Here is an 18,185-nt window from a genome sequence, read left to right on the forward strand (position 1 = left end):
CGGCAAGTATGCGGGTAGCTCAGCCCGCGTACGCGGGGTGGCCGAACAGGCCGGGCAGGCCGCCGGTGTGCAAGAACACGACCTTGCCGCGCGGGCGGGCCGCCGCGAGACCGGCCATCGCACGGCCCGTGTACGTCGGGTCGAGGAAGAGGCCCTCGGTGCGCGCCGCGAGCCCGACGGCCGCGCCCGCCGCCGGGGCCAGGGTCGCGTAGCCGTCGCCGACCTGCGTGTCGTCGATGCGCAACGCCGCCGGGTCTACCGGCTTGCCCATCTGGACGAGCAGACCGGCGACGGTCGCGCGGATGTCCGGGACGGCGCCCACGTCGACGCCGAGCACCCGGTCCGCGCCGAGCCCGGCGACCAGGCCGGCCATCGTGCCGCCCGAGCCGGCGGCGACCACGACAAGGTCGAGGTCCGGCGCCTGGGCGAGCAGCTCCCGCGCACAGTCCACATAGCCCTGTGCCGAAAAGGCCGAGGTACCCCCGAACGGGATGAGGTGACCCGGCTGCCGCGCCGCCACCTCGGCGACGGGCTCGGCACCGGTCCAGACGACGGTGGCGCCGGCGAGCTCGTCGAGGATCAGGTTGCCGCGCGCGGCCGGGGGCGGGTCACCGGCGAGCACGAGCGTGCAGCCGAGGCGCAGCCGGGCGGCGGCCGCGGCGGTCAGGCGCGCGTGGTTCGACTGCGGTGCGCCGGTGGTGACCACCCGGGTGGCGCCGGCCTTGACCGCCTCGGCACAGGTGTACTGCAGCTTGCGCACCTTGTTCCCGCCGCCGCCCAGGCCGGTGAGGTCGTCGCGCTTGAGCCAGAGCTCGTCGAGCCCGAGCTCCACCGCGAGGCGCATGGCCGGCTCGAGTGGGGTCGGCCACGTGGCCAGGGGGATCGGCCTGATCATCACGCCTGCGAGCATAGGATGCCGCCCGTGGAACCGCTCGAGGTGCGACCGGACGACGCGCTCGGCGTGCTGCTCGACGACGCGGCCGGGGTGTTGCTGGACCTGGACGGCACCCTGTTCGATCACGACGCGGCGGCGGACGCCGGGGTGCGCGCCTGGCTGCCGACGCGCGGGCTCGACGCGACGGACGAGGCGGTCGCCCGCTGGCGGGCCCTGGAGGAGCCGCACCTGGCGGCGTGGCGGGCCGGCACGGTCACGTACGCGGAGCAGCGCCGCCGGCGGCTCCGCGACTTCCTCGCCATCTCCGGCACCGATGCCGAGCTCGACGCCGTCTTCGCCGGTTATCTGCGGCACTACGAGGCTGCCTGGTTCGCGTACGACGACGCGGTCCCGGCCCTGACCGCGCTCGCCGCCGCCGGCGTCGCGACCGCCGTGCTCACCAACGGCTCGGCGGTCCAGCAGCGCAAGAAGCTGACGCGTACGGGCCTCGCCGGCCTGGTCGGCCCGGTGTTCACCGTCGACGACCTGGGCGTGGCGAAGCCCGATCCGGCCGCGTTCCGCCGCGCGTGCGAACGCTGGGGCCGACCGGCGGACCGCGTGGTGAGCGTCGGCGACAACTACGCCCTGGACGTGCTCGGCGCCCGGGCAGCCGGGCTGCGCGCGATCCATCTCGACCGGCTCGCCCGGGGCCCGTACGACGAGACCCACCGCATCACGACCCTGCGCGACCTGCCGGTGCCTCCCCGCCCTCAGGGGTGAGCGGGCGGGACGTCGAGATCGGTGTCGTCGGCAACGTCCCCGACCGCGATCACGCGCACCTCGGCGGCGTGGGCGCGCAGATAGTCGCGGGCGCCCCGGTCGCCGTGCGCGGTGGCGATCACGCCGGGCCAGTGGTCGCGGCCGAGGAGGACGGGGTGGGAGCGGCGCCCGTCGTAGCCGCCCATGGCGAGGGCGCCGGGGGCGGCGTGCGCGGCCACCCGGCGTACCGCCTCGGGGGTGACGCCGGGCATGTCGACCAGCAGGACCACCGCCGCCTCGGCCGGGGTGGCGGCGAGCGCGGTAAGTCCGGTGCGCAGGGAGGACGCCATGCCGGTGGCCCAGTCGGCATTGTGGACCGTGGCCAGCTCGGGAGCGGCGGCGCGCACGTCGCCGGCCGCGGCGCCCACCACGACGAGGACGCGGTCGAGGCCGGCGGCGGTCAGGGTGGCGGCGGCGTGCTCGACGAGGAGGCGGCCGTCGAGGCGGACGAGAGCCTTGGGCCCGCCGTAGCGGCGCCCGGCGCCGGCGGCGAGCACGAGCCCGGCGATCTCCATGCGGCGAGTGTAGAGCTCGCGGGCGCAGAGGCGGCGAGTTCAGAGCTCGCGGGCGCGGAGGCGGCGAGTTCAGAGCTCGCGGGCGCGGAGGCGGCGAGTTCAGAGCTCGCGGGCGCGGAGGCGGCGCAGCATGCGGGCGTCGACGAAGCCGACCGCGCGGGCGGCGGCCTCGACGGTGGCGCCCTGCCCGATGAGGTGCTCGGCCCGCTCGACCCGCAGCTGCTGCTGGTAGCGCAGCGGCGTGCAGCCGGTCGCGGCCTCGAAGCGGCGGGTCAGGGTGCGTTCGCTGAGGCCGGCCGCGCGCGCCAGGGCGGCGAGCGGGAGCGGCTCGGTGAAGTGGGCGTCGATGCGATCCTGCACCCGGTGGACCGCCTCGCTGAGGTGGGCGCGATGCCGGAGCATGACGCTCTCCTGGTGGTCGTCGCCGTTGCGCCGGGCGTAGACGACCATGTCGCGGGCCACGCGGGCGGCCGCCGCCGGGCCGTGGCGGGTGGCGACGAGGTGCAGGGCCAGGTCGATGCCGCTGGCGATGCCGGCCGAGGTGATCACGCGGTCGTCGGCGACGTAGAGGACGTCGCGCACCACGGTCGCCCGGGGGTGCCGGCGCGCGAGATCCTCCTGCACGTCGTGGTGGGTCGTGCAGCGGCGGCCGTCGAGCAGCCCGGCCCGGCCGAGCGCCTCGGCCCCGGCGCAGACGCTCGCGACCGTGCCGCCGGCGGCGTGGTGGGCGGCGATCCGGGCCAGCGTCGCCGGGCCGAACTTGCCGGGGCCGCCGGCCCGCCGCCAGCCGGGGACCAGGACCAGGTCGTCCGGGCCCAGGGCGGGCCAGTCCGTCGTGGCGTGCAGGGTCACGCCCTGGTGGCTCGGGACCTCGGGGCGCTCCGCGACGTAGTCGAGGCGGTAGCCGTGCCCGTGGTCGGCCGCGGTCGAGAAGACCTGAGCCGGGCCGGCGAGGTCGAGCAGGTGCACCCCCGGCGCCAGGACGAAGACCACCCTGCTCACGATCCGGTCAGCTCCCGCACGGTTGTCACCTTAGCGAAGCGGCCCGCCAGTGCGTACTCCGTGCGGGCGACGATCTCGGCGACCGGCAGCGTGCGCGGGTCGGCGAGCAGCTCCGCCACGCTGCGGCCGGCCGGGGCGTCCCGGTGCGCGATCGGGAACGTCGTGGTGGCGTCGGTGACGAAGATGACCGCGTAACCGTAGTCCGCGGCGAGGCGGGCGGTCGTCTCGACGCATTGCTCGGTCTGGATGCCGCACACGGTCAGGTCGCGGACGCCACGCTCGGTCAGCAGTTGTTGGAGGCCGGTCGTCGTGAAGGCGTTGCGCGAGGTCTTGGTGAGGACGGGCTCGCCGTCCCGCGCCTCGAGCCCGGCGAAGAGCCGCACGTGACCCGACTCCGGATCGAACGGCCCGCCACTGCCGGGCTCGGCGTGCAGCACCCACACCACGAGGTCGCCGGCGGCGCGCGCGGCGTCGACGAGCCGCTGCACGGGTACGGCGATGTCCGGGTCGCCGACGGCCTCCCACAGCGGCCGCACCCGGAACGACTCCTGCACGTCAATCACGATCAGCGCTTTGCTCATGCCGTCGATCCTGCGCCGCGGCGCGCCGGCGGGTAAGGCACGGTCACGTCCGGCACCGGAACGATCCGGTCAAGCAGGCGCCCCGGGCACAGGGCTCCGGGGCGCCGTACGGGTGCGGTGGGGTCAGCGGTTGCCGTTGAAGATGGACGCCGGGAGCGGCATGGCCACCGGCGAGCGGTCGGCGGCGCCCGCGGTGGGCGCCGGCTGCGCGGTCAGCTGCGGCGTGGTGAACGGCTGGGCGTCGCCCTTGCAGCGCAGGCCCTTCGCGGGCAGCTTGCCGGTGAGCAGGTACGCGTCGACCGCCCCCGTCACGCACGCCGAGGTGCCGTACGACGTGTGCCCCCAATTGTCGCTGGACAGCAGCCGCCCGTTCGGCAACCGGCGCGAGGCGGACACCGCCTCGTCGTAGTTGGTGGCGGGGTCCCACTGGGCGCCCACGAAGAGCACGGGCGCGGCGGTGCGCACGCCGAAGGGCCCGGTGTACGCGTCCTCGTCCCGCACCGTCCACGTGTCCCGGGCGCACGGCGCGGAGATCCAGCCCCACACCCGGCCGAAGTGCGGCGCCCGCTCGTCGGCCGCGGTCATCAGCTCCGGCCACATCGACGCGTCCCGCGGGTGCAGGGCGTCGGTGCAGAGGACGGCGGCGAACGCCTCCGTGGTGTTGATGTACGGGAAGTCGCGGCCCAGCTGGTCGCGAGCGGCCGTGGCGCGCTGGCGCAGCCCGGTCTTCGCCACGGCGGTGGCGGCCGGCGACGTCGGGAACATGAGGTCCCACACGTACTTGGCGAGGGCCGTCACCAGGGCGCCGGCGTCCGCGCCGTACAGGGAGCCGATGATGCCGCCCACGAAGTCGCCGTACGTGATGGTGAAGGTCCCGTACGGATCGGTGAAGACCAGCGGCTTCGCGCGCAGCCGCTGAGCCATCTTCTCGAAGTTGGCGAGCGGGTCTCCGGCGGCGAAGACGCAGTACTTCTCGCCGGCCTTGTCGCACCGGCGCAGCAGCTCGCGCAGCGCCCGGTACGCGCCGTTGCCCGACCGCAGCCGCGCCTCCTGCTCGCGGCCGGCCGTGGCGGGCGTGCCCACCCAGTGCGCCGGGTCGAGCACGCCGTCCGCCACGATCGCCCGGAACCGGTCCGGGAACATGGCGGCGTAGTACTGCCCGATCACCGTGCCGTAGCTCATCCCGAAGAAGTTGAGCTTTCCCTCGCCGAGCGCGCGGCGGATCATCTCCAGGTCGCGCGCCACCTCGGCGGTCGACATCGCGCCCGCCAGCGGCCGGCCCCGGGTGGAGCACGCCTTGCCGACCTGTTTCGCCGCGGCGACGTACCCGGCCTCCTGGGCCTTGCCCCACGGCACCGACACGTTGAGACCGGACAGCACCGCCGTCTGCTCCTGGGTGGACCGCCAGCACTCGACGTGCGCGCTGGCCCCGACGCCGCGCGGGTCGACGCCGAGGATGTCGAACCGTTCGCGGACGGCCGCGCTCAGGAACGCCGGTGCCGCGATCGCCATGTCGGTCGCGGCGCCGCCGGGCCCGCCGGGGTTCACGAAGAGCGTCCCGATCCGCTTGGCGGGGTCCGTCGCCGGCATCCGCAGCATCGCCACCTCGGTCGTGGCGCCGCCGGGCTCGTCGTAGTCGAGCGGCAGCCGGGTGACCGCGCACTGGGCGACGTCGTAGCACTTGTACCAGCCCAGTTCGGGCACCGGCACGCGATCCAGCCTGTCCGCCTCGGCAGCCGGCGCCGCCTCGACCGCCGGCGACAGGCCGGTCGCTGCTTCGACCGGCGAGCCGGCCCCGGCGAGGCCGAGCAGCCCGGCCGCAGCCGCCGCGATCAGGCGTTTTCCGAGAGGTGACATAGGAGCCCTTCCGTCGATGCCGCGGCCGCGCACCGCGAGGCCTCGACCGTAAGAACGGAAGATCACCCGATATCGGACGACGACGAAGAAGCACCCAGCCGGGCGACTCAGGCAGCCACCGCGTAACAGGCGCCGTAGCCGTCGGCGCGGGCCACGATCCGGCCGCCGCGCACCCGCACGGCACTCTCCGTCGCGTCGCTGACCGCCGCCACGCCCGCCGCGGCCGCGAGCGCTCCGGACTCGTCGTGCACGATCTGCAGCCGGCACCAGGCCCGTTCCGGCACGGCGGCACGCAGGCAGGCGCGCAGCTCCGCCACGGCGAGACGCGCCAGCGGGCCGAGCTCGCCGGGCTCCCCGGTGACAACGACGAGGGTCACCGTGCCGGACGGCGGGACCGTCCGCAGCGCCTCCTCCACGGCGGACAGGCGGTGCAGTCCGAGCACGGCGACGACGCCGTCGGCACGCAACGAGGCCGGGGCGGCGCGGAGGGCGTCCGTCGCCGCGGGCGGGTCCCAGGGGTCGGTGACGGGGCGGGCCGGGGACACGTACGGCAGGTGCGTCGGCGCCCACTCGTCGCCGGTGTCCAGGCCGGCGAGCGCGGCACACGCCTGCGCCACCGCGAAGGGCTCGCCGAACCCGGGCGCCGCGGCGGCCAGTTGCGTGGTGCCGTGCAGCAGCGTGAGCGCGACCTCGGCGACGCGCACCAGGCGGCCCGGCGCGCCCCCGCGCACCCCTTCGAGCGAGAGCCCGAGCAGCACCGCGGAGAGGGCGGTCAGCTGCGCGTACGGCACCCGCACCCGCTCGTCCGCCAGCACCTCCGGCAGCAGGTCCCGCCCGAGCCGCGTGGCGCTGTGCCGGTCCTCGGTCGACAGCGGCAGCCGCGCCTGCCAGGCCCGCGCGAAGTCCCCGAGCGCCGCGCCGACACTGCCCGCGGTCGGCGCGTAGTCCGGCGGCGGCAGCTGGGCGGCCTCCTCGGCCAGGACCGCGAAGTAGAGCGCCCGCTTGCCCGGGAAGTTCGAGTAGACCGCGCCGCGGGTCAGCTCCGCCCGCTCGGCGATGGCGTCGATCTTCGCCTCGCGGAAGCCGCGCGTCATGAACTCCGCACGGGCCGCCGCCAGCACTTTCGCCCGATTGTTGCCCTGCATCTCCGCCCTGCTGAGCCGGACCAATGCGCCTCCCGCCGTTGCCCTGACCGTCGCCGTCAGGATACCGTCGCCATCCAGATGATGTGAACATCTGGGACGAGCATCCGAGAGGTGGCCCGGCATGGAGATCGACCTGTCCGACCCGCAGGTGCTGCGAGACCCCTTTTCCGCGTACGGCAAGGCGCGCGAGCAAGCGCCCGTCGTCCGCCTCGTGACGCCGGGCTTCGGCCACATGTGGGCCGTGACGCGGCACGCTAACGCCAAGACGTTGCTCAGCGATCCGCGCGTGGCGTTGACCGAGGACACGTACCTGCCGCTGCAGGTGCCGGAGCACTGCCGCAAGTACCTGCGCACGATGCAGCAGACCGAGGGCGAGGAGCACGCACGGCTGCGCAGGCTCGTGTCGCCGGCGTTCACCGCCCGTCGCGCCGCCGCGTTCCGGCCGCGGATCGAGCAGATCGTCGACCGGCTGCTGGACGATCTCGACGACGGCACGGGACGCGTGGACTTCCTGACCCGGCTCGCGCAGCCGTTGCCGATGGACGTCATCACCGAGCTCGTCGGCATCCCCGTGGACCGCCGGGACGACTGGCGCGCGTACGGTGCCGCGATCGCCGCCGGACAGGGCCGGACATTCGTGGCGGCGATCCCGGAGATCATGCGGGACGCGGAGACCGCCGTCGCCGCGCGCACCGGGGATCCCGGTCCCGATCTGCTGTCCGAGCTGATCGGCGTGCCGGACCGGCTCACCGCGACGGAGCTGGTCACGCTGGTCTGGCACCTCGTGCTCGCCGGGCAGACGCCGGCCGTGCTCGTGGCGAACGCCGTCGAGCTGCTGCTCACCCATCCCGCGCACCTGGCCGCGCTGCGGGCCGACCCGGGGCTCGCGCCCACCGCGGTCGAGGAGATGACCCGCTGGGCCGGGCCGCAGCTGCTCACCCTGCCGCGGTGGACCAGAGAGCCGATCGAGATCGCCGGTACGCCCATCGAGGCGGGACAACCGGTGACCGTGGCCCTGGCCGCCGTCAACCGCGACCCGCGCGCGTTCCCCGACCCGGAACGGCTCGACTTCGGGCGACCGGCCGGCGGTCACCTCGGGTACGCGTACGGGCCGCACTTCTGTCTCGGCGCGGCCCTCGCCCGCGTTCAGGTGGAGGTGGCAGTCACCGCGCTGCTGAAGCGTTTCCCCGGCATCGCGCTCGCCGCCGCGGAGCGGATGCCCGACCCGGGGGCGTGGCGTCTGCGCACCCTCGAGGTGGCCCTATGACGGGGGCGTGGCGTCTGCGCACCCTCGAGGTGGCCCTATGACGGGGCCATCGGCTCCAGCTCGGCCGGCAGCGGCAGGCCGAGCGCCCGGAGGAACAGGGCCGTCTTGATCTCCACGAAGAGCTCCGCGTCGTCGAGCTCGTCGACGTCGAGCTCCTCGTCCAGGTCGATGTCGGGCTCGATGTCCTCGGCAAGGTACTCCGCCAGCTCGGCCTCCTTGGCCCGGCGCGCAGCGGTCGCCGCCCCGGTCAGCGCGGCCCACCACGCCGCCAGGCCGGCCGCCTCGCGCGCCACGTCCGTGGGCGGGGAGGCGTCCGCCGACTCGAAATAGGTGCGCGGGGTGAGACCCAGATAGGCCACCCCGCTGCCCGCACCGGCGGGTTGGTAGCTGACCGTCGCGACGTCGCTGTCGTGCACGGTGACCGCGAGCCACGGTTCGCCGGCCTCGGGCAGCTGCTCCTCGTAGTCGTACGAGGCCCAGGCGCCGCCGGCGAACAGGAAGTTGCCGAAGAACCCCATTACGACTCGACCGGTTCCTTCGGCTTGCGCGAGGGGAGCCGGAGGGACCGGCCCGGCGGCTCCTCGGGCAGCGCCGGCGGCGGCGTGAGGCGGATCTCCAGCTCCTCGCGGACCGCCGCCTCGAGCTCCTGCATCACCAGCGGCACGTGGCCGAGCATCTCGCGGACGGCCTTGGTGGAGTCGACGCCGGGCGGCGGGGTGACACTGGGGGCGTACACCTTCTCCAGCAGCAGGTGGACCGCCATGACCGCGCTGCGCACCGGCCCGGACGCCAGCAGCCGGACCCGCATGAGCGCCGGGCCGGCCTCGTCGAGATAGAGGTGCGACGCCGGCATCGGCTGCCCCGAGTCGAGCGCCAGGCGCAGCCGCGCCGCCGACCGCTCGAACTGGGCGAGCAGCGCGACATAGGCGTCCCGCCGCTCCGAATACCACCGCTCGGTGCGCGCCGCCCGGGCGCGCGCGAACCGGTCCCGGGCCTCGAAAAGCACGGCCAAACCGGCTCCTAGCAGGGCAAACACGACGGCGACGAGGGGCAGCCCCCACCACGGGATCTCAGACACGCGACCACCGTAGCGATGCCGGGCGGACGGCGCACCGCTGGCCTCGGACCGGGTGATGAGGGGATGCTGAACGCCCACCGAGGAAAGGGGCGGGGCATGACCTCCGGAGGCCTGCTGACGTTCGGCGAGACGATGGGTCTGGTCGGTGCCGACGGGATCGGGCGCCTCGAGCACGCCCGCGGGGTCACCTTCGGCATCGGCGGCGCGGAGAGCAACGTCGCCGTCGGAGTGGCCCGGCTGGGCGGCACGGCCACGTGGATCGGGCGGGCGGGGACGGACGCGACCGGCGACCTGATCGAGTACAGGTTGCGCGCCGAGGGAGTGGACGCCGTCGTCCTGCGCGACACCGCCTTCACGGGCCTGATGGTCAAGCACCGGCGCACCGCCGGGCTGCTGCACGTCGACTACCACCGCGCGGGCAGCGCCGGCTCGCGGCTGTCCCCGGCCGACATTCCCCCCGATGCCGTACGGGCGGCAGCCGTCCTCCACGTCACCGGCATCACCCCCGCCCTGAGCAGCACCGCCCGCGCGACCGTGTTCCAGGCGGTCGAGACGGCCCGCGACGCCGGCGTCCCCGTCTCGTTCGACTTCAACTACCGGTCGAAGCTCTGGTCCCGCTTCGACGCCGCTCCCGTGCTGCGCGACCTGGCGTCCCGCGCGGACATCGTCTTCGCCGGCCCCGACGAGGCCGCCCTCGTGGCCGACGGCCCGCCCCTGCCCGCGCTCGCCGCCCTCGGCCCCCGCGAGGTGATCGTCAAGGACGGCGCCCGCGGCTGCACCGCCCTGATCGACGGCGACCCGCACGACGCCGCCGCCCTGTCCGTGACCGTCGTCGACCCGGTGGGCGCGGGCGACGCCTTCGTCGCCGGCTACCTGGCCGACCGGCTCGCGGGCGCCCCGCCCCGGCACCGCCTCGCCACCGCGATCGCCGCGGGCGCCTGGGCCGTCACGGTCCCCGGCGACTGCGAGAACCTGGCGACCCGCGCGGACCTCGCCACCCTCACGACCGCCACCGACAACGTCACCCGCTGACGGCCGTCTTCGCCAGGTAACGCCCCAGATGCGGGTCGAACCGCGCCGGATCCGCCGCCGCCACCTCGGCCCGCGTCCACCAGCGAACGGCCGCGAACTCGCCCGCGTCGACGGCCAGCCCGGCATCCCGGGACACCGTCGCCGGGTACCACAGGCTCACGTCCGTGTGCCCGGCGTCGACGCCCACAGTCACCGTGACCGTCAGGAAGACCGGCTCGGCCGCGGCCCCGGACACGCCCAGCTCCTCGCGCAACTCCCGGGCCGCGGCGGCGGCCGGATCCTCCCCCGGCTCCACGTGACCGCCCGGCGGCAGCCAGAGCCGCGCGTTGCGATGGTCCACCAGCAGGACGTCGCCGGTGTCCGGGTCGGTCGGCACCACGTACGAGACGAGGTGTTTCGGCGGGGTCGCGGGCTTCACCCGCCGATAGACGTCGCCGGTCGAGCCCAGCCATGCCCGGGCATCGGCGAGATGGGCCGCCTCGAGGTCGTCATGCGGGCGCAAGCCGGAGATCAGCGCGGGGAGCATCGTCCGATGGTCGCAGAGCGAGCACGACCAGGACGCCCGCCAAGGTGTACGCCGCCCCCTGTGTCGTGATCACCGGCAGCACCCCGAAGCGCCCGGCCAGCGCGCCCGCCGCGAGCGTCCCGGCGAGCATCGCCCCGGAGTCCACGGTGGTGATCGCACCCCACACCCGCCCGCGCTCCGCCTCGGCCGTCGCCCGCTGGAAGACGGTGAGGCCGCCGGCGACGAGGACGGCGGCGGGCAGTCCCGCGAGCCCGATCAGCACGGCGGCCGGCCACAATGCCTGCCACACCAGCGGGTAGAGGAACAGTGCGAGGTCGACCAGCCCGAAGGCGACGGTCCCCCAGCCGAACATCGCCCGCGGCGGGAACCGATGACCGACGAGCGTCACCGCCAGCCCGCCCGCCAGGCCGCCGACCGCCTGCACGCCCATGACGAAGCCGTACGCCCGTGAGTCGCCGCCCAGCACATCGCGCACGAACGGGGCCGCTAGCACGCCGATCGCCGCCTCCCCGATCCCGGTGACCAGGCTGAACGCCACGAACACGCGCAACACCCGGGACCGCGCCACGATGCGCCAGCCGCCGTGGCCGGCAGCTCGCGAGGCGGCCGAGCGCACCGGCCGTACCCGGATCAGGAAGAGCAGCCCGGCAGCCAGCAGGAAGCTGGCCGCGTCGGCCACGGCCAGCAGCGGGATGCCGCCGGCGGCCGCCACGATGCCGCCGAGCGCGGCGCCGAGCAGGCGGGCGATGTCGCGGATCTGGCCGTTGAGCGCGTTGGCGGTGACCAGCCGGTCGGGCGGCGTCAGGGCGGGAAGGAGCGCCGCCTCCGCGGTCGCGAAGAACGGCGCGAGGCAGCTCTGCACGGCCAGCACCGCGTAGACGAGCCACGCGTCCCCGGCACCGTGCACGGCCAGCAGGGGCAGCAGCGCGACGGCCATGAGCAGGTTGACGCCGGCCATGAGCAGCCGCCGGTCGGCCCGGTCCGCGACCGTGCCGGCGAGCGTGCCCAGCGCGATCGGCGGGATCAGCGACGCGAGAACGGCGCCGGCGGACGCGAGCGTGGACCCCGTCAGGACATAGATCTGGTACGCGATCCCCGTGCGCAACGTCCAGTCGCCGACCAGGGAGACGAGGTTCGCGGCGAGCAGCAGACGCAGGTCCCGCCCGGCGTGCCACGCCACCTCAGCCGCCCGAGGCGGTGGGCCGCAGCGGCGTGAGAACGGTGGTGACGTTGACGGGCACCGCGTCCGCGGGACGCTTGCCCGGCTCGCCGATCGGGCGCTCGCGCACCCACCGGGTGAACAGGTCGTCCATCGCCCGGCGCAGGTCGGCCACCTCGTCGATCGTGAGGTAGAGCAGTGACTGGCTCGTGCCGGCCAGCTCGGTCCAGCGCGGATCCTCGTCGGCGCGGCGCTCCTGCCACTCGGTGAGTTGCGCGAGCGCCTGCTCGGCCATGTAGCGGTCCAGCAGCTCGACGGCGTCCTGCCCCTCGCCGTCGGACTCGGCGGCCCGGAAGTCGTGCGACGTGGAGACGACCTGCCACGGGCGCTCGCGGTTGTCGCCGGCCGGGCCGGGCTCGATGAAGCCGTACTTCGCCAGCTGCCGCAGGTGGTGCGACGCGAGCGCCTGGCTCACGCCGAGCTGGCGTGCGGCGTCGGCGGCGGTGATCCGGCCTATTTCACGTAGACCAGGCCGTCGGAGATCACGCCCGGGCGGCCCTTGGTGCCCTCGACGACGAGCGTGACCGTGTGCCGGCCGGTGCTGGTCCACGAGCGGGTCCAGACGGCGCGCCGGTGGAGGGTTTCGGTGGCGCGGAGGTCGATCATGCCGGCTGGTTCGCCGTCGACGAGGATGCGGGCTTCGCCGGAGATGGCGGTGCGGGTCACCGCGAGTGCGGCGGAGCGGCCGGTGAAGGTCCAGCTCAGCGACGCGCCCGCGGTGGTCGCCCGCAGCGCTTGACCGCCCAGGTACGCCGTCCCGGTCGCCGTGCGCCACGCCCCCGTGCGCGTGGCGCTGCCGTCCGACAGCAGCGCCGCGGTCCGGGTGGTGGCCACCGATCGGACGTTGCCGGCGCGGTCGGTGGCGCGGAGGCCGTACACGGTGGCGGTGTTGAAGCGGACCGTGCCCGCCCAGACCGTCGCGCCGGGCCCGAGGTCGCGGGTGACCGGGCTGGTCAGGGCGATGGTGCGCAGGCCGCCGGCGTCCGATGCCGACCAGCGCAGCCGGACGGGCACGATGCTGTCGAGCGACCCGGTGCGGAGCGAGACGCTCGGCCCGCTCGCGAAGGCCGGCAGCGTCGCGTCGGCGTAGACGTCGGTGTCGGTGTACGTCGCACGGCCGTTGAGCGCGAGCGCCTGGACCCGGATCGTGTGCTTGCCCGGCGTCAGCGTGAGCAGCTGCTGCCGCTGGTCGCGGGGCACCGACGCGGTGAGGACGCCGTCGACGTACACGTCGTAGCGGTTCATCAGCCGGTAGACCGTGCCCGGCGTCCAGTACGGCCGGATCGTGCCGCGGGTGAACCACGTGCCGCCCGACTGGACCGCGCCGTTGATCTTCGTGATCGCCGGGCGGGACGGGGCCGCGGAGGCGAGGCTGCGGATCGCGCCGAGCTGCCGGTAGAGCACGTTGCCCGGGCACTCGGTCATGCCCGTGTCGCGGTGCCCGGAGATGCGGTTGAGGATCGCGGTGCTGCCCTTGGCGTAGCGGTCGCTGCCGCTGGAGACGAGCGCCGCGCGGCCGCCGGGCGCATGACCGTAACCCGCGATCTTGTACGCGGCCAGCTGCGCGATGACCGTACGCACCTTCGCCGAGACCGCGGCCGACGAGTAGTTGCCGAGCACGGCCACGGCGGCGCTGTTCGCGTTGAAGCCGAGCGTGTGCGCGCCCAGCACGGCCTTGGTGATGCCGCCGCGCCGGCCCTCGAAGAGCGTGCCGCACTTGTCGACGAGGAAGTTGTAGCCGATGTCGTTCCAGTGGTTGCTCTTCACGTGGTACGCCTGGATGCTCCGGATGATCGCCGGCGAGTCCGCGCAGCTGTAGCCGTTGGTCCCGGCCGTGTGATGCACGAAGAGCACCTTCACGTCGGTCGTGTACTCCGGCGCACCCTTCACGAGATCCTCGTCGGCGCCCCACTGGGCCCGGGTCACCACGGGCGGGACGGGTCGCGTCGGCGTGGTGACCGCCTTGCGCTCCAGCACCGGCGCGGCGGCGCCCGTGCCCGGGTCGATCAGGTCGAGCCGCAGCCCGGCGGGCACGGCGCCGCCGCCCGCGACACGCGCCTCGACGCCGTCGGACGGGCCGACCCACAGCGGGTCCGTGCTGCCCCGCGCGGCCGCGGCATCCCGCGAGCCGGGTGCGGCCGGGGCGGGGTTGTCCGCCTCCAGCGGCTGCCAGGCGGTCCACTGCCCGGCCACCGGGCGGGTGCGCACCTCGACCGTGGCGGTCAACCGTTCCCGGGCGTCGGCCCAGGTGGCCCCGACCAGGCTGAACGGCCCGGTGGCCCGGGGCGCGGAGAAGGCCTGGCGGCTCACTCCGAGCGGAATCGTCTGCAAGGAAGCCCCGGCATATGACAGTGCCGGCGACCCTCCGGCAGCGGTCACCACGACCACCGCCCCCAGCAGCATCGTCGTACCCAGTGACGTACTCAGGACTCGCCTGTGCGCGCTCTTCACGCGTATCCCCCCGCGAATGACTTCGTACCGGCCCAGACCAGGATGAAACGAACTCACGATCCGTGGGCGCTTTCGCGTATATTTGTCGCGTTAAGCCCAGAGGCTGGGATGCCGATCATGGTCATGTGACCTCTGCCCTCGCCCCGGAGCGCCCGCCGGCGGCACCCGCGGCCGGCGTCGCCCGGGCGCCCCTGCCGCCGTACACGACGGTGGTGTTCCGGTCGTTCCTGGCCGGCAGCGCGGTGCTCGCGGGCCTGCTCGTCGCGGGCCCGGCGCCGGTGCAGGACCTGGCCGGCCTCGCCGGCATCCTCGGCGCGCTGTCGGCGGTCTGGTACGGAGCCCTCCGCGTCGCCGTACCCGCCGATCGCCGCCCGTGGGTGCACATGGGCGTCGCCGGGCTGCTCTTCCTCGCGGGCATGGTCATGCGCGCCGTGGTCCCGGGCGCGAGCGACTCCCCGCCGACCCTGCAATCGCTCTGGCCCGACGCCTTCGTCGTCCCGGGTTACCTGGTGATGGGGTACGCGTTCGCAAGCATGCTGCGCCGCCGCCGGGCCGCCGACGACGACCCGGCCCGCAGCGACGCCCTGCTCGTGGGGGCCGCCGCCGCCTTCATGGCGTGGACGTTCGTCATGTCGCCCACGATCGACCAGAGCGGCATCGACCCGATCCGGGTGGCCAACGCGTTCTTCCCGGTCATCGACGTCGTGCTGATGATGCTGGTCGCCCAGCTGGCCCTCGCCGGCGGCGCGCGCACGCCCGCGCTGTGGCTGCTCATCGCCGGGTCCACCGCGATGTTCATCGGCGATCTGCTCTTCATGCTGCGCGACAACGAGCTCGCGAACGTCCCGCTCACCGCGATCAACACGCTCTTCACGGGCGCGTTCCTGCTCTTCGGGGCCGGCACGCTGCACCCCTCGATGCGGACGCTCACCGAGCCGCAACAGGTGATCGTGCGCGTCCTCGGGATGCCCCGCATGATCACGATCGCGCTGCTCGTGGCCGTGCCGGTCGTGATGACGACGGTGCAGACGATGCACGGTGTCGTCGACGGCGCGGTGCGGGCCACGCTCTGCGTACTGATGATCATGGCTGTGCTCTTCCGCGTGGTGCGCTCGAACGACTCGCGGGCCCGCGCCGAGAGCGCCGGCCGGCGCCGCGCCACCCACGACGCCCTCACCGACCTGCCCAACCGCGAGCTGCTCAGCGAGACGATCACGGCGTGGGGCGACCGGGCCCGGGACCAGCAGCAGGAGATCAGCCTGCTCTTCATCGACCTCGACCGGTTCAAGATGATCAACGACCACTGGGGTCACCAGGTCGGCGACGAGCTGCTGTGCGCGGTCGCGGGCCGGCTGGGCGCCATCGTCCGCAGCACCGACCTGGTCTGCCGGATCGGCGGCGACGAGTTCGTGATCGCGCTGGCCAGCCCGTCGCACTCGGCCACGGCGGAGTCGCTGGCCGCCCGGGTGCTCGCCGAGTTCGAGCGGCCGTTCGAGCTGTCCGTGGGCAGCGTCGTCGTCTCGGCCTCGATCGGCGTGGCGAAGACGACCGGCGGCGCCGAGGCGCTCGAGCTGATCCGCGACGCCGACACGGCGATGTACAAGGCGAAGGGCTCGGGGCGCAACGCGTACGCCCTGTTCGACAGCTCGCTGCGCGACGAGGTGCGCGACCGGCTGCTGCTGGAACAGGCGCTGCGCGGCGCCCTGGAACGCGGGGAGCTCTACGCCACGTACCAGCCGATCGTCGACCTGGCCACCGGCGAGCGCGAGGGCTTCGAGACGCTGATGCGCTGGGAGCACCCGGAGCTCGGGGCGGTGTCGCCGCTGCGGTTCATCCCGATCGCCGAGGAGACCGGGCTGATCGTGGAGGCCGGGGCGTGGCTGCTGCGCGAGTCCGTGCACCAGCTCGCCGCCTGGCGCGCGGCCGCCGCCCCGGGTACGCGCCCGCTGCACGTGTCGGTCAACGTGTCCGTCCGCCAGCTGCGGGACAAGGCGCTGGTCGGCGTGGTCCGCGACGTGCTGGCCGAGACCGGGCTGCCGCCCGAAGCGCTGTGGCTGGAGATCACCGAGTCCGGCGTGATGGAGGATCTGGCCACGGCCCTGGCCACGCTCGACGAGCTGCACGCGCTCGGCGTCGTCATGGCCGTCGACGACTTCGGCACGGGCTACTCGTCGCTGAGCTATCTCAACCGGCTGCCCGTGGGCGTCGTGAAGCTGGACCGCTCGTTCGTCTCGTCGGTCGGCACCGGCGGCACGGATGAGCAGATCGTCCGGGCCGTGCTCGCGCTCGCCGGCGCCCTCGGCCTGCGCGTGGTCGCCGAGGGCGTCGAGACGGACCTGCAGCGCGACTGGCTGGTCGAGCAGGGGTGCGAGCTCGGCCAGGGCTGGCTCTTCGGCAAGCCCCTGCGCGCGTCGGCGTTCATCACGTCGTGAGCACGACCTTGCCGCGGCCGTGCCGGCTCTCCACCGCGGCGTGCGCCTCGGCGACCCGATCGAGCGGATAGGCGCGGATCGGCATGACGAGGTCGGGCTGGGAGACGACGGCGGCGAGGCGTTCGGGCGACCGGGCCGCTCGCACCACCCGCGTTCCGTGCTGGGCCGCGGCGACATCGTCGACGATCGTCCCGACACGGTCCGGCGGCACACCGAGCTCGACGGACTGCCCGATCGCCCGGCCGCCCGCGGCGTCCAGCGCCACGGTGACCTTCAGGCCGAGCTGACGCACGGCTTCGACCAGCCCGTCCCCGTACGCCACCGGCAGCGCACCCAGCGACCGCAGGTACTCGTGGTTGCCGGGGCTCGCCGTGCCGACCACCGTGGCGCCCGCCTTCCGGGCCAGCTGCACGGCGAGCGTGCCCACCGAGCCGGCGGCCGCGTGCACGAGCAGGACGTCGCCCGCCGTCACGGCCAGGTCCAGCAGCGCCCCGGAGGCCGTCTGCGCCGCGGCGACCAGCCCGGCCGCCGTGGGGAAGTCGAGGTGATCAGGCTTGCGGACGGCGGTGGCGACCGGCACGACGACATGCGTGGCGTGCCCGCTGAGCATCGTCGAGCCGAGCACCCGCGTACCGATCGGCAGGTCGCCCTTGTCGACGACGCCCGCGTACTCCTGGCCGATCCGCTGCGGGAACGCGATAGGCAGCTTGGTCATGACGCCGCGCCGCACGGCGACGTCGAAGGGCTGGACCCCCGCGGCGGCCACCCGCACCCGGACCTCACCCGGACCGGGCTCCGGATCGGGCAGGCCGGCGATGCGCAGGACCTCGGGACCGCCGAAGCGGTCGAACACGACAGCTCTCATGCGGCCGATCGTGCAAGGTAAACACCGGTGGAGGTCAAGCGCGGGCGCGACGGCGGCCGCACCATCGAGCGCACGAGGATCGCGGCCCAGACGGCCGACCAGAGCAGCAGCGCCACCGCGAGCGGGCCGAGGACGAGGACCGCCAGGCCGGCGCCGATGTTGGCGCCGATGACCGCCGCGGTCACGGTGCGGCCGATGAGCCCGATCGTCCAGCCGGCGGCGGCCACCGCCGGGACGACCAGCCACCAGCGCGCCGAGATGCGCCGGGTGACGGTCGCCCAGCCGAGCACCGCCACGGTCGCGACCGCCAGCAGCAGCCCGAAGACGCCCGCGGCCGCCTCCACGCCCGGCGCGATCTGCGGCGGCTGCACCGCGTAGTCGGCCCGGGTGCCCGGCGGCACCGAGCCCTGCGGCCCGATCCACCACCACGCCACCGTCGCGTTGACCACGGTGAACGCCCCGATGCCCAGCGCCCCGACGGTGAACCGGCCCAGCCAGTGGAGGAAGTTCGTCATGGGAGAA

General features: G+C 74.5%; 18 protein-coding genes. 4 read left to right on the forward strand and 14 right to left on the reverse strand.

What is annotated here, in order from left to right; all coding sequences use genetic code 11:
* Window positions 1–19: 19 nt before the first annotated feature.
* Entirely contained in the window at window positions 20–895 is an 876-nt protein-coding gene (locus tag RBH18_RS19460) for a pyridoxal-phosphate dependent enzyme (RefSeq protein WP_306209835.1), read from the reverse strand.
* Window positions 896–922: 27 nt separating this feature from the next.
* Here RBH18_RS19460 and RBH18_RS19465 point away from each other — a divergent pair, with 27 nt between their 5' ends.
* Window positions 923–1,654 (forward strand): HAD family hydrolase, encoded by a 732-nt coding sequence (locus RBH18_RS19465; protein WP_306209772.1) that lies wholly within the window; start codon window positions 923–925, stop codon window positions 1,652–1,654.
* Here RBH18_RS19465 and RBH18_RS19470 read toward each other — a convergent pair.
* From RBH18_RS19470 to RBH18_RS19490, 5 genes are all read right to left on the reverse strand, one after another.
* The gene (locus tag RBH18_RS19470) at window positions 1,645–2,208 is read right to left on the reverse strand and encodes a nucleotidyltransferase family protein (RefSeq protein WP_306209774.1); all 564 of its coding nucleotides are present in this window, start codon (window positions 2,206–2,208) and stop codon (window positions 1,645–1,647) included. The two genes, RBH18_RS19465 and RBH18_RS19470, sit on opposite strands and share 10 nt — an antisense overlap.
* Window positions 2,209–2,307: 99 nt before the next feature.
* Complete coding sequence (locus RBH18_RS19475) at window positions 2,308–3,210, reverse strand: GlxA family transcriptional regulator (RefSeq protein ID WP_306209776.1); 903 nt, start codon at window positions 3,208–3,210, stop codon at window positions 2,308–2,310.
* Window positions 3,207–3,791: an isochorismatase family protein gene (locus RBH18_RS19480; RefSeq protein WP_306209778.1), complete on the reverse strand. Its 585-nt coding sequence runs from the start codon at window positions 3,789–3,791 to the stop codon at window positions 3,207–3,209. Before RBH18_RS19480 ends, RBH18_RS19475 begins: the two co-directional genes overlap by 4 nt.
* 123 nt (window positions 3,792–3,914) lie before the next feature.
* Window positions 3,915–5,648, reverse strand: a complete 1,734-nt coding sequence (locus RBH18_RS19485; RefSeq protein ID WP_306209780.1) for an alpha/beta hydrolase — start codon at window positions 5,646–5,648, stop codon at window positions 3,915–3,917.
* 107 nt (window positions 5,649–5,755) lie between these two features.
* Complete coding sequence (locus RBH18_RS19490) at window positions 5,756–6,793, reverse strand: TetR family transcriptional regulator (RefSeq protein ID WP_306209782.1); 1,038 nt, start codon at window positions 6,791–6,793, stop codon at window positions 5,756–5,758.
* Between the two features lie 121 nt (window positions 6,794–6,914).
* Between RBH18_RS19490 and RBH18_RS19495 the strand changes: the two genes are divergently transcribed.
* The gene (locus RBH18_RS19495) at window positions 6,915–8,060 is read left to right on the forward strand and encodes a cytochrome P450 (protein WP_306209785.1); all 1,146 of its coding nucleotides are present in this window, start codon (window positions 6,915–6,917) and stop codon (window positions 8,058–8,060) included.
* 35 nt (window positions 8,061–8,095) lie between these two features.
* On the opposite strand, the gene RBH18_RS19500 is transcribed toward RBH18_RS19495, so the two are convergent.
* Together RBH18_RS19500 and RBH18_RS19505 are read right to left on the reverse strand one after the other, a co-directional pair.
* Window positions 8,096–8,578, reverse strand: a complete 483-nt coding sequence (locus RBH18_RS19500; protein WP_306209787.1) for a hypothetical protein — start codon at window positions 8,576–8,578, stop codon at window positions 8,096–8,098.
* Window positions 8,578–9,138, reverse strand: a complete 561-nt coding sequence (locus tag RBH18_RS19505; RefSeq protein WP_306209789.1) for a hypothetical protein — start codon at window positions 9,136–9,138, stop codon at window positions 8,578–8,580. The genes RBH18_RS19500 and RBH18_RS19505 overlap by 1 nt, the downstream gene beginning before the upstream one ends.
* 96 nt (window positions 9,139–9,234) lie before the next feature.
* Between RBH18_RS19505 and RBH18_RS19510 the strand changes: the two genes are divergently transcribed.
* Window positions 9,235–10,170, forward strand: coding sequence for a sugar kinase (locus RBH18_RS19510; RefSeq protein WP_306209791.1), 936 nt, complete (start codon window positions 9,235–9,237; stop codon window positions 10,168–10,170).
* On the opposite strand, the gene RBH18_RS19515 is transcribed toward RBH18_RS19510, so the two are convergent.
* Genes RBH18_RS19515 through RBH18_RS19530 form a run of 4 tightly spaced genes read right to left on the reverse strand, consistent with a single transcriptional unit; the run spans window position 10,160 to window position 14,366 of the window.
* A complete protein-coding gene (locus RBH18_RS19515; RefSeq protein WP_306209793.1) occupies window positions 10,160–10,696 on the reverse strand; it encodes an NUDIX domain-containing protein in 537 nt (178 codons plus the stop codon). The genes RBH18_RS19510 and RBH18_RS19515 overlap by 11 nt on opposite strands.
* Window positions 10,659–11,876 carry an MFS transporter gene (locus RBH18_RS19520; RefSeq protein ID WP_306209795.1) on the reverse strand — a complete coding sequence of 406 codons (1,218 nt, stop codon included), beginning with the start codon at window positions 11,874–11,876 and terminating at the stop codon, window positions 10,659–10,661. Before RBH18_RS19520 ends, RBH18_RS19515 begins: the two co-directional genes overlap by 38 nt.
* Window position 11,877: 1 nt before the next feature.
* Window positions 11,878–12,330, reverse strand: coding sequence for a hypothetical protein (locus tag RBH18_RS19525; RefSeq protein WP_306209797.1), 453 nt, complete (start codon window positions 12,328–12,330; stop codon window positions 11,878–11,880).
* Window positions 12,331–12,368: 38 nt separating this feature from the next.
* Window positions 12,369–14,366, reverse strand: coding sequence for a peptidoglycan recognition protein family protein (locus RBH18_RS19530; RefSeq protein ID WP_306209799.1), 1,998 nt, complete (start codon window positions 14,364–14,366; stop codon window positions 12,369–12,371).
* A 125-nt stretch (window positions 14,367–14,491) separates the two neighbouring features.
* On the opposite strand from RBH18_RS19530, the gene RBH18_RS19535 reads away from it, so the two are divergent.
* Window positions 14,492–16,798, forward strand: a complete 2,307-nt coding sequence (locus tag RBH18_RS19535; protein WP_306209801.1) for a putative bifunctional diguanylate cyclase/phosphodiesterase — start codon at window positions 14,492–14,494, stop codon at window positions 16,796–16,798.
* Here the strand turns inward: RBH18_RS19535 and RBH18_RS19540 are convergent.
* On the reverse strand, window positions 16,788–17,663 hold the full coding sequence (locus RBH18_RS19540; RefSeq protein ID WP_306209803.1) for an NADP-dependent oxidoreductase: 876 nt from the start codon (window positions 17,661–17,663) through the stop codon (window positions 16,788–16,790). The genes RBH18_RS19535 and RBH18_RS19540 overlap by 11 nt on opposite strands.
* Window positions 17,660–18,178 carry a hypothetical protein gene (locus RBH18_RS19545; RefSeq protein ID WP_306209805.1) on the reverse strand — a complete coding sequence of 173 codons (519 nt, stop codon included), beginning with the start codon at window positions 18,176–18,178 and terminating at the stop codon, window positions 17,660–17,662. Before RBH18_RS19545 ends, RBH18_RS19540 begins: the two co-directional genes overlap by 4 nt.
* Window positions 18,179–18,185 lie beyond the last annotated feature (7 nt).

The organism is Actinoplanes oryzae, assembly GCF_030757795.1.
Taxonomy (GTDB): domain Bacteria; phylum Actinomycetota; class Actinomycetes; order Mycobacteriales; family Micromonosporaceae; genus Actinoplanes.